This is a genomic window from Bartonella sp. CM31XJBT (assembly GCF_028618555.1).
GTDB lineage: Bacteria > Pseudomonadota > Alphaproteobacteria > Rhizobiales > Rhizobiaceae > Bartonella.
In genome coordinates, this window is record NZ_JAQITD010000001.1 from 257,062 (window position 1) to 275,541 (window position 18,480).

7 protein-coding genes and 1 tRNA gene are annotated in these 18,480 nt (G+C 38.0%); 6 read left to right on the plus strand and 2 right to left on the minus strand.

Features of this window, described 5'->3' with window-relative positions:
• Nucleotides 1-9: 9 nt before the first annotated feature.
• Complete coding sequence (locus tag PVV63_RS01075; protein ID WP_273790243.1) at nucleotides 10-597, plus strand: hypothetical protein; 588 nt, start codon at nucleotides 10-12, stop codon at nucleotides 595-597.
• Between the two features lie 1,591 nt (nucleotides 598-2,188).
• On the opposite strand, the gene PVV63_RS01080 is transcribed toward PVV63_RS01075, so the two are convergent.
• Both PVV63_RS01080 and PVV63_RS01085 read right to left on the minus strand, forming a co-directional pair.
• Nucleotides 2,189-2,264, minus strand: a tRNA-Ala gene (locus tag PVV63_RS01080).
• A 117-nt stretch (nucleotides 2,265-2,381) separates the two neighbouring features.
• Nucleotides 2,382-2,762, minus strand: coding sequence for a TIGR02300 family protein (locus PVV63_RS01085; protein WP_273790244.1), 381 nt, complete (start codon nucleotides 2,760-2,762; stop codon nucleotides 2,382-2,384).
• Nucleotides 2,763-2,949: 187 nt separating this feature from the next.
• Between PVV63_RS01085 and aroA the strand changes: the two genes are divergently transcribed.
• From aroA to pncB, 5 genes are all read left to right on the plus strand, one after another.
• Nucleotides 2,950-4,278, plus strand: coding sequence for a 3-phosphoshikimate 1-carboxyvinyltransferase (gene aroA / locus PVV63_RS01090; protein ID WP_273790245.1), 1,329 nt, complete (start codon nucleotides 2,950-2,952; stop codon nucleotides 4,276-4,278).
• Nucleotides 4,275-4,922, plus strand: a complete 648-nt coding sequence (gene cmk / locus PVV63_RS01095; protein WP_273790246.1) for a (d)CMP kinase — start codon at nucleotides 4,275-4,277, stop codon at nucleotides 4,920-4,922. The genes aroA and cmk overlap by 4 nt, the downstream gene beginning before the upstream one ends.
• A 132-nt stretch (nucleotides 4,923-5,054) precedes the next feature.
• Nucleotides 5,055-6,755, plus strand: coding sequence for a 30S ribosomal protein S1 (rpsA, locus tag PVV63_RS01100; protein ID WP_026500132.1), 1,701 nt, complete (start codon nucleotides 5,055-5,057; stop codon nucleotides 6,753-6,755).
• Between the two features lie 228 nt (nucleotides 6,756-6,983).
• The gene (locus PVV63_RS01105) at nucleotides 6,984-15,554 is read left to right on the plus strand and encodes a GH36-type glycosyl hydrolase domain-containing protein (RefSeq protein ID WP_273790247.1); all 8,571 of its coding nucleotides are present in this window, start codon (nucleotides 6,984-6,986) and stop codon (nucleotides 15,552-15,554) included.
• A 133-nt stretch (nucleotides 15,555-15,687) separates the two neighbouring features.
• Nucleotides 15,688-16,992: a nicotinate phosphoribosyltransferase gene (gene pncB, locus PVV63_RS01110; RefSeq protein ID WP_273790248.1), complete on the plus strand. Its 1,305-nt coding sequence runs from the start codon at nucleotides 15,688-15,690 to the stop codon at nucleotides 16,990-16,992.
• Nucleotides 16,993-18,480 lie beyond the last annotated feature (1,488 nt).

Here is an 18,480-nt window from a genome sequence, read left to right on the forward strand (position 1 = left end):
AATAGGAATATGCGACACCTTTTGTTTTTAGGGGCACTGGTGTTTTTGCTAGAGGGATGTGCAACAACCACTCCCATCCACACAAATAATGCTTGTGCTATTTTGGCACAAAAAAATGGTTTTTTTGACAATTGGGGTAAAGTGTCTCAAAGAGCGGAAATGCGCTATGGAATTCCTATGCCTATCATTCTTGCAACCATTAAGATGGAATCGAGCTTTCGTCACAATGCACGTCCTCCACGCAAAAAACTACTTGGTTTTATCCCATGGAAGCGTCGGTCGACAGCTTATGGTTATGCTCAAGCGCTTGACAGTACATGGGCAATGTATCTTCGCTCGACAGGAAAGTCTTTTGCATGGCGTACGAATTTCGCAGATGCTGCTGATTTTGTTGCTTGGTATCATCGCCAAAGTGTTCAACGCAATGGGGTGAGATTTGATGATGCATATAGCCTTTATTTAAATTATCATATGGGACATGGTGCTTATGCGCGTAGTGGCGGGCATGCCACTACGGCACTCTCACAGGCAGCACAGCGCATGGCAAGGATATCGAGGCTCTATGAACAGCAATTAAAAAGATGTGGATGGCATTAGGGAAGATTTTTGAAAATCTCAATCAGGGAATTGATGTGGTAAAATCATTTGAGGGAAAAATTTTTTATGATACGACAAGGCTGTCTCGTTTTTCTGATCATTCAATGAAATAAATTGTTATTTTTTAGAATAAACTCAAGCAACAGAAAGCTTTTGCAATACACAATATATTTGAAGATACTCTCGACATTTTTACCTCCTTTGTTTAAAAAATTTACAATGGAAACTATTTTCTATTTAGCGCTGGTATTTCGCATTGGGCTAAGTACCAGAGGTTATTGAAGAAAAATTTTAAAATATAATATCATTTTTTATTTTAATTATGCGTATTACTGGCTGATTATTATATGAATATTTTCTTTATTAAGCGTATAAAATAGCAATTAAAACAAATGCAATTCGGGCATCATAAAAAGGGTAAAATATTCAATATAAAAAAACGAGAAATGCATTAAACGAAAAAACGTTGTTTTGTATAAAGAGGGCGCTACAGTCCTCAAAAGAACTAAGTATATTTAGTATTGTATGAAATAAAACATACTCGTCCATCCAGTCCATTTTAATTGAAAGAAGTTATCTTATTGTATTGTAAAAACACTATCGTTTATAGGATGATAAGGTATATGCAACTTTACACACAATGAATATTCAGGGTAGGGAGTGTTCAGAGAAAGATTTGTAGCGCCTATGAAGTAACAAGTCAGTCTCCAATGTTGTGATAGCTTTTGCATTTGGGAATATTTATGAGAAGCATTTTTATTCTTTTTCTTAATTGTTTAAGCATATTGATTTATAAAGATAATATATCGTTATTCATATTAAAGTAAGAATTTCGAATGACGTAGGGTTTTATCGTTTCAGATCTCTTGAGGTTGAATCAATAAATCCATTGGCTTGCACATAACAAGCGCAATTGGCATGTGGATAAAAACTGTGAAAGAAAAGACTAAAAATGTTTTTTATGAACATTCTAAAATGTAAGAATTATCGCCAACATTGGGAATTAGCACAATAAAGATGGCGCTACTTTGCTCTCACACCTCAACCTTTCTTGTGATGCGCAAGGAAAAAAATAATTGATTCAATATATTATTTAAGCGTTAATATACCTTAGTATTGAGCAGGTAGATGCTAATCAAAGTGAGTAATTTTTTTGGCAGGACATCTGATCAGATTAAAAATACTCAAAAAAAGCTCTAATTTTCAATAATTGAGAAGTATATTTTAATATTTTATTCTCTACTCTTTGTTTAAGTACTTCATACCTTTTAAAAAGATATCGGTAGCCAACATATTATGATTTTGTGGAAATATTGTGGTAAAGGAAATTCAAATTTTGTCCTTTAAGACAAGGCGTAGGTTAAACCGCTCATTTTCTATTTCTGTGCAAAACATAAAAGAATTATCTACTTTCACGGTTGCAACAGTAAAATTTTATAATCCAACAAATGATTAAAAACGTATTATAATATCATTAAAATGCAAGGAACAAGCGCTATTGGAATTATGATTAAATAGCACATAAACCTTTTAAATTGATGTACACATCCTTTATTATAATTGATTCCCTTGATAGAACAGTTTGTCCTTTTGGTGGAGCTAAGCGGGATCGAACCGCTGACCTCTTGCATGCCATGCAAGCGCTCTCCCAGCTGAGCTATAGCCCCTATAAAAACAAATTTTTCCAAAAGGACAGTATACAATTCTAACTTTTCTAGAACGATCAAAGTTGAAGATCAAGAAGAATTTACATTCAATGGAAAAGATGTTCTTTTTTATTTCTCTTAAGCATCGTCATCATTAGAAACACCGCCTCCGAGAATATTAGTAACGTCATCATCTTCATCGTCACCATCATGAGATAAAAATGTATCATCATCATCACCAAGATCTACATCACTATCTTCTAAATCAGGAAGATCGTCATCTTTAGAATCCTCATCATCCTCTTCAAGAAGCATAAAAGCAGATTTTTCAAGTGCTGTATCAAGCTCTTCAGTATCAACTTCTTCCTCATTGTTTGCTTCAGCTGCTGCAACTTCAAAGTAAGAACGCGGATAAGAAATTCCTGTATAGGGCGACACAATAGGATCGCGATTTAGATCGTAAAATTTTTTTCCTGTTTCTGGATCAACACGTTTAGTTCCAAGTTCTTGTTTTGCCATAAACCGTGCCTCTTTGATTAACTATTATTCCATTAAAAGATAAATTTTATGGTGCTTAATCGAAAAATAATACCTTTGTCAAAGATAAATACACTGTTCCACAGTGATTTTTTCATGACGTCTTTTAAAGCATGTGCTAAAGGATGCACAATTTCATAAAAGTTAGATAGAATTAAATAGAATTTCCATGCAAAAAGCAATCCCTATAACCACCTATAAATCGAGTAGTCTCTCTGGAAAAATTCAAATACCAGGAGATAAATCAATCTCTCACCGCTCTCTTATATTGGGAGGATTAGCAAGTGGTGAGACATATATTCATGGATTACTTGAAAGCGCTGATGTACTCAATACAGCTGCTGCTATGCAAGCTATGGGTGCCTGTATTATTAAAAAAGATGACTTCTGGATCATACGAGGAACAGGGAATGGTTGCCTTTTAGCTGCACAAAAACCTTTAGACTTTGGAAACGCTGGAACAGGTGCTCGTTTGGTTATGGGAATGGTTGGTCCTTATCATATGAAAACAACCTTTATTGGTGATGCTTCTCTCTCTAAACGTCCAATGGGACGTATCCTTGATCCACTGCGTCTCATGGGGGTTGAAATTGAGGCAACGCGCGACGATCATCTTCCTTTAACGCTTTATGGTCCGAAAATGGCTAATCCGATTCGTTACCGTGTTCCAATAGCTTCCTCCCAAATTAAATCAGCAATCCTGCTTGCTGGACTCAATACCGCCGGCATTACAACTGTTATTGAACCAGTTCTGACACGAGATCATACGGAAAAAATGTTAAAAGCATTCGGTGCGCAACTTGAAATAGAAAAAGATAACGAAGGTGCGCGTTTGATTCACCTTAATGGTCAACCCCATCTTACTGGACAAACGATTCATATTCCGGGCGATCCTTCTTCTGCTGCTTTTCCAATTATCGCAGCCCTTCTTGTAGAAGACTCTGATATCACCATTGAAAATGTTTTGATAAATAACTCTCGAATAGGACTTATCGAAACATTGTGGGAAATGGGTGCTCAAATTGAATTTTTGAACCGACGTCAAACAGGTGGAGAGGATGTTGCTGATCTACGGATAAAATCATCGGTCCTTAGAGGCGTTACGGTGCCCAAAGAACGTGCTCCATCGATGATAGATGAATATCCTGCTTTGGCAGTAGCAGCAGCCTTTGCAGAAGGCAAAACAGTAATGCTAGGAATTGAAGAGTTGCGTGTAAAAGAATCAGATCGACTGTCTGCTGTTGCTCAAGGACTCGAAATTAATTGCGTAGACTGTGAAGAAGGTCAAGATTTTCTTATTGTTTATGGAAAAGGTTCTGCCAAAGGTTTGGGTGGTGGACATGTCTCCACACATCTTGATCATCGAATTGCTATGTGTTTTCTCATTTTTGGGCTTGTATCAGAAAAACCTGTTACCATTGATGATAAACGAATGATCGCTACGAGCTTTCCAGAATTTATTCCTTTTATAAAACAACTTGGGGGAAAAATCGCTTGAAGCCTTTTGTTATCGCCATTGATGGACCTGCAGCCTCAGGCAAAGGAACCTTAGCACGCAAAATTGCTGCACATTATCGCCTTCGCCATCTCGATACTGGTCTTACTTATCGTAGTGTTGCTCATACGCTTTTACAACAAAATTTAGCTCTTAATGATGAAAAAAATGCTATTATTTATGCTAAAGAACTTGATTTTAATACCTTAAATTCTTCTCTTCTTTCTTCTCATGAACTTGGTGAAGCGGCTTCAAAAATAGCAATTAATCCTGCTGTACGCAAAATTCTTGTCGAAAAACAACGCAACTTTGCTAAAGTTTTGCCCGGCTGTGTGCTTGATGGGCGTGATATCGGAACTATTGTTTGTCCTGATGCCGATATCAAGTTTTATATTCTAGCCAATGTCCAAACACGCGCCAAACGTCGCTACCAAGAGATTTTAAAAAAAGGTGTTCAAGCAAATTATCATGAAATCCTAGCTCAACTTGAACAGCGCGACAGTCGCGATATAACGCGCAAACAAAGTCCATTAAAACCAGCAAAAAACGCCCACTTGCTTGATACGTCAGAATTGAGTATAGAAGCAACATTTGAAGTTGCATGCAGTTTTATTGATCCAATCATAAAAATGCATATAATTGGATAAATTCGTTAAGGTAACTTCCAGCCTAGCGCTAACTTTTTTCCTTTATTCAAGGAAAAAGGCTAAGAAGTTGCTTATGTTAACACTAACCCAGCGCTCATACCTTATAATACAAGGTATATATTAGGAGTTCTTATGTCACAATACAATCCCACAACAGCGGATTTTGAAGCCCTTTTAACAGAATCTTTTCAAACTAATGATCTTAATGAAGGATCTGTTGTTAAAGGTCGTGTTATTGCAATCGAAAAAGACATGGCCATTATTGATGCTGGTCTTAAAGTCGAAGGACGTATTCCTCTCAAAGAATTTGGAGCTAAAGCAAAAGATGGTTCTTTGCAAGTTGGCGATGAAGTTGAGGTTTACATTGAACGCATTGAAAATGCGATGGGTGAAGCTGTTTTATCGCGTGAAAAAGCACGGCGCGAAGAAAGTTGGGTCCGTTTGGAGGAAAAATTCAATGCTGGTGCACGCGTTGATGGAGTGATCTTTAGCCAAGTAAAAGGTGGTTTTACAGTCGATCTTGATGGTGCCGTTGCTTTCTTGCCTCGCAGCCAAGTTGATATTCGTCCCATTCGTGATGTTTCACCCCTCATGCATAATTCACAGTCCTTTGAAATTTTGAAGATGGATCGTCGTCGTGGCAATATTGTGGTTTCACGTCGCACTGTCTTAGAAGAAAGTCGCGCTGAGCAACGTTCAGAAATCGTACAAAATCTTGAAGAAAACCAAATCGTTGAAGGTGTGGTGAAAAATATTACAGATTATGGTGCCTTTGTTGATCTTGGTGGGATTGATGGTCTCTTGCACGTTACAGATATGGCATGGCGGCGTGTTAATCACCCATCTGAGGTGCTCACAATTGGCCAAACGATTAAAGTTCAGATTATTCGCATTAATCAAGACACGCACCGTATTTCTCTTGGAATGAAACAGCTTGAAAGTGATCCTTGGGAAAGCATCAGTGTCCGGTATCCGATTGGTAAAAAAATTACGGGTGCTGTTACCAACATTACTGATTACGGTGGTTTTGTTGAAATTGAACCAGGAATCGAAGGGCTGATCCATGTTTCTGAAATGAGCTGGACAAAGAAAAATGTTCATCCTGGAAAAATTCTGTCTACATCACAAGAAGTAGAAGTGGTTGTTCTTGAGATTGATCCTTCTAAACGGCGTATTTCTCTTGGCTTAAAGCAAACATTTGAAAATCCATGGGAAGCTTTTGCCAATAAATTTCCTGTCAATTCGCAAATTGAAGGAGAGGTTAAAAATAAAACAGAATTTGGTCTGTTTATTGGGCTTGAAGGCGATGTTGACGGTATGGTTCATTTGTCTGATCTTGATTGGAACCGTCCTGGTGAACAAGTTATTGATACTTATAATAAAGGCGATATCGTTAAGGCTGTGGTCCTTGATGTTGACATTGAAAAAGAGCGCATTTCTCTTGGAATTAAGCAGCTTTCCAGCGATAAAGTTGGAGAAGCAGCTGCTTCTGGCGAATTGCGAAAAGGTGCTGTTGTAACATGCGAAGTGATTGCTGTTAACGACAATGACATTGGTGTGAAATTGATTGATCACAACCTTGAGACAACCATTCGGCGTGCTGATCTCGCGCGTGATCGTGATGAGCAACGTCCTGAGCGTTTCGCAATTGGGCAAAAGGTTGATGCTCGCATCACAGCATTTGATAAAAAAACACGTAAAATTTCAGTATCGATTAAAGCTTTAGAGATTGCAGAGGAAAAAGAAGCTGTTGCACAATATGGTTCTACAGATTCAGGTGCTTCTCTTGGTGATATTCTTGGTGCAGCTTTGAAAAAACAAGAACAAGATTAATCATCAATCATTAAAGTTAGTGTTATTATTAAGGTCACTCATTTTAGGAGTGACCTTTTTATTTTCTAAAGAAATTGTCTGCTTATTTTTAAATTATTGAAACAAAAATTATAAATGCTTGCAAATAAAAACAAAAAGTTTGTTTTTTGTCTAACAACGGTTCACTATTCAGATAAAATGCTTAAAATTTAAATAAAAAACGATGTAATTGAATAACAATGGGACATTATGACGTGCATAAGACCTTTCATAAAGTGCTTTTTTTCTCAAAAAGAGAAAAAAGACCATTTTATTAATACGGATTTTCCTCTTCGTGCAATTTATAAGGTACAGGAAGATCTTTATAACTTAGGGCATGATATAGCTTCTGGTAAAGAAATTTTACTCCCTGAATATGAAGGAGTAGAAGATTTTCGCAAGAGATTGAATGAAAATGCTAAACTTATTCTTCATGCCTTTCACACCAGTGATTTTGCTGCCCGAAATGATGAAACCATCGCACCTTCTGCTCAATGGCTCATTGATAATCATTACACCATTGATAAAACCATACAAAAGCTACGTCGTAATCTACCCAAGTCCTTCATAAAGCAACTTCCTCTTTCTACACACAAAGCGGGAATACCACGAATTTTTGCTTTAACTTGGCTTTATATTGCGCATACCGATAGCAGCTTTTCACAAGAAACACTCACTGCTATGACCAACGGATTTCAAGAAGTTTGTGCGCTCACAATTGGTGAATTGTGGGCTCTTCCTTCTGTTATGCAAATGCTGCTCATTGAAAATGTCCGTCGTCTTTCAGTCCGTATCGAAAAAGCGCGACATATGCGCCATCTTGCTAGTCAAGTAGCTGATAAAATCTCTCTTGTAGAAAATAAAACAAATCTACACTCTCTTTTTACGCAGTATAAACCATTTACTGTTGATCCAACTTTTTCAGCACATTTATTCTATCGCCTGCGCAGTGCATCTGTCGATTCAACCGTAGCATTAACTTGGCTTGAAAAGCAATTGAAAAGCCAAGGCAGTAGCTTAGAGATTGCAACAGCTGATGAACATACCCGACAAGCAGCAGATGGTGTGACCATGGGAAATATTATCCGTGCTCTTAAAGCTATAGATGATGTTGATTGGATAGCATGGTTTGAAACAGTGAGTTGTGTCGATTCTATTTTGCGTAAAAATAGTGATTTTTCTGAAATTGATGCTCACTCACGCAATATTTATCGACAAGTCATTGAAAAAGTTTCACGCTTTTCGCCTCTTAGTGAACTGGAAGTTGCACATAAAGTTGTAGAAATGGCAAATTCCACTTCTAAAGATATGCCTCATCATTCTTGTGTGGGGTGGTACCTTGTTGATGATGGTCGTGGCATATTTGAAAAGGCTTGTGGATATATTCCGCACTTTCTCATAAAATGGACACGCGCTTCTTGTTGCTCAAAATTGAGAGTCATCGCCGTTCCTGTCTCTTTTCTGACGCTTGCTCTTTTGCTGGTAATTTACGCCCTTTTACAAATATCTGGCATGACACAATGGATGTCTTTTTGCTTTACTGTATTGGCGCTTTTTCCTGCTATTGATGCTTCTTTTGCTTTATTTAACACTGTTGTTTCGTGGTTTGTCCCATCAAAACAACTCATTGGTTATGAATATAAAGAAGGTATTCCAAAACATGCACGGACAATGGTTGTTGTACCTACTTTGATGACATCACGCGCTAATGTTGATGAACAAGTGCGCAATCTTGAAGTGCACTATCTTTCCAATCCTAAAGGTGCCATTCATTTTGCGCTCATTACAGATTGGGTGGATGCTCCATTGAGAGAAACGCAAGATGATCTTGATTTATTGCACTATGCGCAAAAGAGTATTGATAAACTCAATAGTCGTTATCATCGTGATGAACTTCCTCTTTTTTTCCTTTTACATCGCCGACGCCTTTATAATGCAAGCGAAAAATGTTGGATGGGATGGGAACGAAAGCGAGGAAAACTTCATGAACTTAATCGGCTCTTAAGAGGCGATAAAAATACAAGCTTTTATCCTCCCAATCCACATCTTCCTATGGATTGCCGTTTTGTTATGACGCTGGATTGTGATACACGTCTTACTCCAGAGAGCGTCGCGAAACTTGTTGGAAAGCTTAACCATCCACTCAATCATCCCGTTTTTGATCCACAAAGTGGAAAGGTTGTAAAGGGCTATAGCATTTTACAACCACGCATTATTCCTTCTCTTACAACAGGAAAAAAAACATCAATTCTCCAACGGGTTTTTTCTATCAACCGTGGCATTGATCCTTATGTTTTTGCTGTTTCTGATACTTATCAAGATCTTTTAGGAGAAGGCACCTTTATCGGTAAAGGTCTTTATAATATTGATGCATTTGAACAAGCGCTTAATGGCAAAATTAAAGAAAATACTATTCTTAGCCATGATCTCTTAGAGGGAGGTTATGCTCGTACTGCTCTGGTAAGTAGCATAGAAGTCATTGAAGACTATCCAACCGCTTACAATATTGATGTTATGCGTTATCATCGTTGGGTCCGCGGTGATTGGCAGCTTTTGCCTTATCTTTTTTCCCACCGTCAAATAAGTTTCGTGACGCGTTGGAAAATGCAGGATAATTTACGTCGTTCTCTCACTCCACTTATGTGGTTAATCGCAGCATTTGCAGGATGGGCTTTTTTGTCTTTAAAGAGTGCAATCGTCTGGCAAATATTCTTGTTGTTTAGCTCCTTCATTTCACCCATTCTATGTGTATTAAAAACGTTTGTCTCATCTAATATAGATCATTCTTTGCGTGGACATTTTCAATTAATTGGGAACAAAATTGCTCTTACAAGCGCTGATATATTTCTTAAAACGACGTTTCTTGCTCATTCGGCGTATTTTATGACCGATGCGATTATTCGTACACTCTATCGTATGACGATTTCAAAACAGCATCTTCTTGAATGGAAAACTTCTGCCGCAACAAAATCAATGCCCAATAGTTTGCGTTTCTATGTTTTTACAATGGCACCAGCATCGCTTATCGGTGTTCTTACTATAGCGCTCCCTCTTTTTTCTGATAGTTTTGCAAGCTTGGTTGCTTTACCTTTTGGGATAGCATGGTTTTTTTCACCCTTTATTGCTTGGATTGTGAGTCAACCTTCAACCTTTCAAGATAGCCTTTATCTTTCTTCAAAAGATGAAAAAAAACTCCGCTCTATTGCACGGCGGACATGGCTTTATTATGCAACCTTTGTCAACGAACAAAACAACTATTTGCCTCCCGATAATTTTCAAGAAGATCCTGAACCTCTTGTTGCTCAACGTACATCGCCTACGAATATTGGCGTTTATCTCCTTTCTATTATTGCAGCACGTGATTTTGGCTGGATTGGTTTTGAAGAGACCATCACCCGTATTGAATGTACATTACGCTCTCTTACAAAAATGGAAAAGTTCCGTGGTCATCTCTATAATTGGTATGAAACGGATACACTTAGGCCTCTTTTGCCTACTTATGTATCAACCGTTGATTCGGGAAATCTTGCCGGTCATTTGGTAACACTTTCTTCTGCGTTAAGTGAATGGGCTGAAAAACCGCCTCTTTTTTTTCAAAGTGATCGAGAAGGCTTATCGGATGTTCTTGCTATTCTTGAAGAAACTGTCAGAGAAATTCCAGATCATCAACCCAGTTTACGCTCTTTACGCCAAAAAATCGAAGAAAACATCACTCGTTTTCATGATTCTGTCTTCACTTTTATAGAACAAGAAAATACGATCCCTTCTCACGTCATAGATCTTTCACTTGCAGCCCACGATATTGTGCACTTAGTCGGTGAACTTGACCACAAAATTCAAACGATAGAATCTGCTCGTGCACTTTCTTGGGCTAAATGCCTTATCGACACCTGTAACGCTTATCATCATGATGCGACTGCTCATTGTGATACTGAAAAATTACGTAAAAAACTAAACAGGCTGGCTATAGTGGCACGGCAAATAGCCTTTGATATGAAATTTGACTTTTTAGAACAGCCTAAACGGCATCTCTTATCCATTGGATATCGTGTTCAAGAAAACAAACTCGATGAAAATTGTTATGACCTGCTTGCTTCAGAAGCACGTCTTGCAAGCTTTTTTGCCATCGCAAAAGGAGATATAAAACTTAAACATTGGTTTCGTCTTGGTCGACTTCTCGTACCCATAGGTGGGAAAGGTGCACTCCTATCATGGTCTGGATCAATGTTCGAATATCTTATGCCATCTCTCGTAATGCATGAACCTTTAGGGTCTCTCCTAGATCAAACAAATCGATTGATTATTCGTTGTCAAATACAATATGCCCATAAACGGGAATTGCCATGGGGTATTTCAGAAGCCGCATTTAATGCTCGCGATCATTTAATGAATTACCAATACGCTCATTTTGGTGTTCCAAACCTCGGACTCCAACGTGGTCTTTCACGCAATGCTGTCATTGCTCCCTATGCCAGCCTTCTAGCGGCACAATATGTTCCTGCTTACGCTGTCGCTAATTTAAAACGACTCCGTGATCTTGGAGCTTTAGGAACATATGGTTATTATGACTCTGTTGATTTTACTCCAACACGCGTGAAAACAGGGGAAAAATACGCCGTTGTACGCAATTATTATGCGCACCATCATGGCATGTCTATCCTTGCTCTTAACAATGTTATTTTTCAAGGGCGAATGCGTGATCGTTTTCACCGTGATCCCGTTATTGAGGCAACACAATTGCTCTTACAGGAAAGAGCGCCTCATCTCATTCCTATTATTCATACCAAAGCTGTTAATCGTATGCGCAATAAGTCTCAAGCATTTGATGCAGCCCCTTTGCGCATTATTACAAACCCGTTACTCAAACCACGAGCAACTTTACTTTTGTCTAATGGCTTTTATTCTACCATGTTAACAGCGAATGGTTCTGGTTACAGCCGTTGGCACGATTATGCGATTACGCGCTTTATTCCTGATGCAACAGAAGATCAACAAGGTACTTTATTCTTCTTGCGTGACACGCATAGTGGACGGTGGTGGTCTGTTACTGGTGAGCCAACACGTGTTATTGAAGAAGAAGCTGTCAGCATTTTTACAGATGAAAAGGCTGAATATACAAAAATGGTTGATGGTATTAAATCAACACTTGAATGTCTTATTACATCTGAAGGATGTGGCGAAGGGAGACGTATTCAATTGATGAATACGACAAATAAAGACCGATTCATTGAAGTGACTTCTTATGGTGAATTAGCGCTTGCCACGATGGATACAGACCAAGTTCATCCTGTTTTTTCCCGTATGTTTATAGAGACAGAAATTGCTGAAGAAGGTAAAACAATTTTTGCCAAAAGGCGCAAACGCTCGCCTAATGATCCTGAAGTCTATGTTGCCCATTTTGTTTCTAGTACAACAGATATTCTCCAAGAGACAGAAGCTGAAACAGATCGCTCTCTGTTTATTGGTCGGGGGCGATCCATTCATCGGCCCGCTGCATTTGACCAAAATGCTCGTTTCAGTAACAGTCAAGGTTGTGTTCTTGATCCTGTTATGTCATTGCGATGCCGTATAAAAATTTCAGCCCATGAAAAAGCAGAACTTATTTTTTGGACCTTTGCTGCTCATACAAAAGAAGCGCTAAATAATCATATTAAACATTATCGACAATCTGATATGTTTCAAAAAGAACTTTCAATGGCATGGACGCGCTCACAAGTCGCACTGTATCAGAGCGGAACCCAGCTTAAAGAAGCTATTATCTATCAAAAATATGCAACACCGCTTATCTATCCAGAAAGAACGTGGCGTCTTCCTTCTGAAATATTAGCAAAAACGCTAGGAAAACAGTCTGATCTTTGGCCCATGTCTATCTCAGGAGACAATCCACTCTGTCTTCTTAGATTAAATAACGAGGGAAATATAACCGTACTGCGCGAGCTCCTTAAAGCACACGAATATTGGTGTATGCGCGGACTCATTGTTGATTTGGTCATTCTTAATGAACAAACATTTTCCTATATACAAAATACACAACGCGCTCTCGAGTGGGTCTGTGAAACTTATTATCACCACACGCAAAAAGCAGATGAACGCCAACATATTTTCATGCTTCGACGCGATCAAATGAGTGAACAGAGTTTTAAAACGCTTCTTGCATCAGCACGCATCGTTCTTGATGCCCAAAATGGCTCTTTATCTGAACAACTTAAACGACTTGATGAGAATGATTTTAATCTCACAATTCGTAAAAATTATCAAGAATCTTATGATCAATTAGACTTGCCAAGAAATAACGAAGGACAGCAATTTACAACACAAACTGAACAAAATCTTTTTTCTTCCATTGGTCTTATTAGCCAACAAAAACCATCCTCTTTTCTCCCAAATGGAGAAGATCTAAGATATTGGAATGGTTACGGTGGTTTTAATCAGCACAATCATTATGTAATACGTCTTCATGGACGTACCACCACACCACATCCGTGGATTAATGTCATTGCTAATCACAGATTTGGTTTTCATGTCTCTGCTGAAGGTGCAATTTTTACTTGGGCTAACAATAGCCGCGATTATCAACTAACTCCTTGGGCGAATGATCCAACGTCTAACCGGCCAGGAGAAGCTCTTTATCTGGTTGATCGCCAGTCTTTAAAACGTTTCTCACCCGTTTCTACTGTTGAATGTGACGAAAATATTGTCTATGAGGCTTGTCATGGGTTTGGATTCTCAACTTTTAAATCAACACATTCAGAAATCGCATTAGAACTGACTCATACACTTGATCCCGAAAAACCTATTCGCTTTTCACGTCTTATCCTTACGAATGAAGGGAAAAAACCACGTAGTTTACGCCTTTATAATTATGTTGAATGGGTTTTGGGAAATATCCGTACAAAATATGCCCCCTTTATTGTTTCCTCTTATGAGGCCAGATGGGGTGCACATTTTATTCAAAATCCCTATCACATCGAGAAATCTCAACAAGTTACATTTTTATCAGCATCCGAAATGCCAACCAGCACTACGACCAATCGCGCTGAATTTATTGGTGCAACGGGAACCGTAACACGTCCAAATGCGATCCGTAAAGCCGGTGCTCTTTCGAATACCATTGAAGCAGGATGTGATCCTTGTTCAGCATTCGCCTATGATATTGATCTTCAACCAGGGCAAACAAAAGAAATCATCTTCTATCTTGGCAGTGCTGAAAATAGGCAAGAAGCTGAAAAATTACTTAATCAAGTACGTGCAAGTGATTTTGAGATTCAGCTCACAAAACAAAAACAGCAATGGAGTGATTTTGTTTCTCCTTTCCAAGTCAAAACACCGGACGCTTCTTTTAATCTTATGGTCAACCATTGGCTTCCTTATCAAATCTACTCATGCCGCATCATGGCACGCGCAGGCTTTTACCAAGCTAGTGGTGCATTTGGTTTTCGTGACCAGTTACAAGATAGCCTGTCTTTGTTATTGCTGGAACCACAATTAGCACGTGAACAATTGTTAAATGCAGCAGCGCACCAATTTCTTGAAGGTGATGTGCAACATTGGTGGTTGCCTGACACAAATGCTGGTGTTCGTACATATATTTCTGATGATATCGTTTGGCTTGCATATGCAACAGCTCTTTATGTCAATACCACTGGCGATAATGCCTTTCTTGATACGCTGATTCCTTTTATTGAAGGTGATGTTCTCAAAAGTGGGCAACAGGATGCTTATTTTCAACCCACCCAATCCTCAAAGGTTGCAACAGTTTATGAACATTGTGCTTTAGCTTTAGACCTTGCCATTAAACGCTGCGGACCACATGGTCTCCCTCTTATTTTAGGTGGGGATTGGAATGATGGCATGAATTTGGTCGGTGTGGAAGGAAAAGGCGAAAGCATTTGGTTAGGATGGTTTCTTGGGCACACATTACAAGCATTTATCTCTTTAGCCAAAAAACGTGGTGACAATAGCCATATGCAAATATGGAGTACGTACCTTGAACATTTAACAAAATCCCTAGAGAAAAATGGTTGGGATGGTGCTTGGTATCGACGTGGTTATTTTGATGATGGAACGCCTCTGGGCTCTAAAGTCAATGATGAATGTCAAATTGATACCATTGCTCAATCTTGGGCTGTCATTTCTCAAATGGCATCGCTTGAACGCCAAAAACAAGCAATGACATCAATGCTGGAACATCTCTATGATAAAAAAGGTGGACTCATTCGCCTTTTTTGGCCGCCTTTTGATAAAAGTACGCTCGAGCCTGGTTACATAAAAGGTTATCCTCCAGGAATTCGAGAAAATGGTGGTCAATACACGCATGGTGCCATTTGGAGTATTTTTGCGTTGGCTGAAATGGAACAAAACGATAAAGCTTATGCTTTATTTTCTATGATAAACCCAATTACCCACGGACAAGATCCTGAAATTTATCGTGTTGAACCTTATGTGATGGCCGCAGATATTTATGCTGTTGAACCACGATGTGGTCAAGGCGGTTGGACTTGGTATACAGGTTCAGCCGGTTGGTTTTATCGCGCCGCAACACAAGCTATTCTTGGAATACAGCGTCAGGGAGACCTCTTGTTTTTGCAGCCACATTTACCCTCTATTTGGCCAAAATATGAAGCAACAATGAAGTTTTATGATGCCGTTTATAGCATTAAAGTAAAATGGGGACCTAAAAATATGCTCTATGTTAATAGCAAAGAATATACCGAATTTCATACAGGGATAAAGTTACAAAAAACAGGTCAGCATGAAATTATACGTATTGTCAAATATTAAAGATGAAAGATGAAAAAAGAGAGCAGACTTTTTTATTCTTGCCCAAAACTGTAGAGTTGTTATATTGCACCGCCTATATTAGCCGTGTTGGTGCATAATATTTTAGATTTTATGAAACTGAAAGAAAAAGGTTATGAATCATCCGGATATTGCTAGACGTGTTTACAATCATACTTGGAAACTTGATCCCATTATTCGTTCACTTCTCGATACGGATTTTTATAAGCTTCTTATGGTACAGATGATTTGGGGGTTATATCCTAATGTTGATGTTACTTTTTCCCTCATAAATCGCTCTAAAACAATACGTCTTGCCGATGATATTGATGAGAGTGAATTACGTGCTCAACTTGATCATGCTCTTAGTTTGCACTTTACAAAAAAAGAAATGATCTGGCTTGCTGGTAATACATTTTATGGACGCAAACAAATTTTTGAACCGGATTTTCTTCAGTGGCTTGAGAATTTTCAACTCCCAGAATATGAACTAACTCGTAAAGATGGCCAGTATATTCTTCATTTTTATGGTTCGTGGGCTCATAGCTCTATGTGGGAAATTCCAGCCCTTGCTATTATAAGTGAATTACGTTCACGTGCTGCTCTCAAAAAACTAGATCGTTTTGCTCTTGATGTACTTTATGCGCGTGCTAAAGCAAAAATGTGGAGTAAAGTTGAACGTCTCAAAAAATTGCCTGATATTAAAATATCTGACTTTGGGACAAGGCGCCGCCATTCTTTTTTATGGCAGCGCTGGTGTGTGGAAGCATTAAAAGAAGGGATTGGTAATTCTTTTACTGGAACTTCTAATGTTCTTCTTGCCATGGATACGGATTTAGAAGCTCTTGGAACCAATGCACACGAATTGCCCATGGTTATTGCGGCTCTCAGCAATAACGATGATGAATTACGCAGAGCTCCGTATCAAGTCTTGCAAGATTGGAACCGTTATTATGGTGGAAATCTTCTCATTGTTTTACCTGATACCTTTGGTACAGAAGCATTTTTACGCAATGCACCAGATTGGGTAGCTGATTGGACGGGTTTCAGACCCGATAGTGCGCCCCCTATTGAAGGTGGCGAACGTATTATTCAATGGTGGAAAGAAAAAGGAAAAGATCCATGCAAAAAACTTCTAATTTTTTCTGATGCTCTTGATGTCAATACAATTGAAAAAACCTATCATCATTTCCATGGTAAAGTGCGCATGAGTTTTGGATGGGGCACGGATCTTACCAATGACTTTACAGGCTGTGCACCTCAGGAAATCGAAACTCTTGATGCTCTTTCCCTTGTTTGTAAGGTGACCTATGCCAATGGTCGACCAGCCGTGAAACTTTCAGATAATCCTGAAAAAACGATCGGTGATTCAAAAGAAGTACAACGTTATATCAATTTTTTTGGTAATACAAAGCGAATTGCTAGACCTATAAAGACGTAGTTTTCGGCTCTTTAAAACAAGTATATTGCCTCAACATATTGTTTATAAGATTGATTTTTGTTCTGCCCTAAGGATGAGGATTCTTAACCTTTGCTGGTCTGAAATAGTTCTGCTGTTTTTTGAGCAGATTCTACTTAGTCTATCAACGCATACGCTTCACTTACATAAGGATCAACAGATCAAACTTAAAAATATTCACTACGCATTAAAAAAATACTTAACGCGCTAGGGAAGTTTAGCCAAGGAGGCTTCCTTATATCATTTGTCATAAATAACGGTGTTATACGGCATAACAAGATACTATCATTTTGCATGTTGAATGAGCGTGCGCGAGTATCATAAGTTTTTCTCATTTCAATCCTGTTAAATCAAGCACACTAATCCCCTTGCATATATGAAGGTTTTCAAGTTTTAAGGGTTATTGTTGTAGTTTGACAGTAGGTTTTATACTAAGTGGAAAGAGGCGGGATTAAGTAGGAATACGTGGTAATTTGTTGTTTTATGTACAATTTTTACCATTAAATGCGCGTTTTATCAAAATAGATTTTGACACCTAAAATTACAAAAATTACCGAAAATCAGAAAAAAGTGCGTTTCCATAGTAAAAATGAGAAAAGGCTTTCAAAACCCTTTGAGAACACCTTTAAAACTCTTTGAAAAAAATAAATTGGTACAAAATCTAGTGTCAAAATATACAAAACCAGATGACAAGCTACAATTGCAACATTAGAAATTACTAAGGCAACATTGGAGGATGATAAATAGCATGGTGACTATCGGTATGCATTTTGCAAGGCAAGGATGATGGTGCTCAAATAGATTTTATACACTTTACAGGAGATTTTACTTTATCCATGTATGGTCTGCTATTATGAAATGAGTAAAGCGTTGAGAAATGTTTCATTAAAATAAATGTGTAAATAACATGATTTGGGAGACCTTTTGTTTTACGTGAGGGGCATGACTTCATTAAAAAACAGAGAATGCAATAATATTTTTATTTCGAATAAGCTTTATATCAAGACAGAGAAATTATTTATTCGCATATTATAATAAGAATGCGTGTATGTATAAACCATTTGAAAAATTCTGTTGTTTCTTATGAATTATTCTTAAGTTAAGAACAGATGTAACATTAAAGATTGATATAATAGACCGGCTTCTTAACTGTATAAGTATAAAAATGAGGGTATTTAGTAAGCTTTGTATTATATCCTCATTAAGAGATATGAAAACAAACGAAATGTCTATCATATCAATGACTTTTCAATGATGTATATATAGAGATTCATACAAACATGCTTTACAAAAATAATGACTCTCTTCCATGAATGTGATTTATCATTGTTTACCAAGTGAGAACATTTTGAGTGTTCGTAAACAATCTTCTTTGTTCATAAAAATTATTTCACAAACATATTATTAATTAATTGCGCTCAAAAATCTTGCTATTTCATATGTATTTTGGATATGGAGAGCTTATATTCA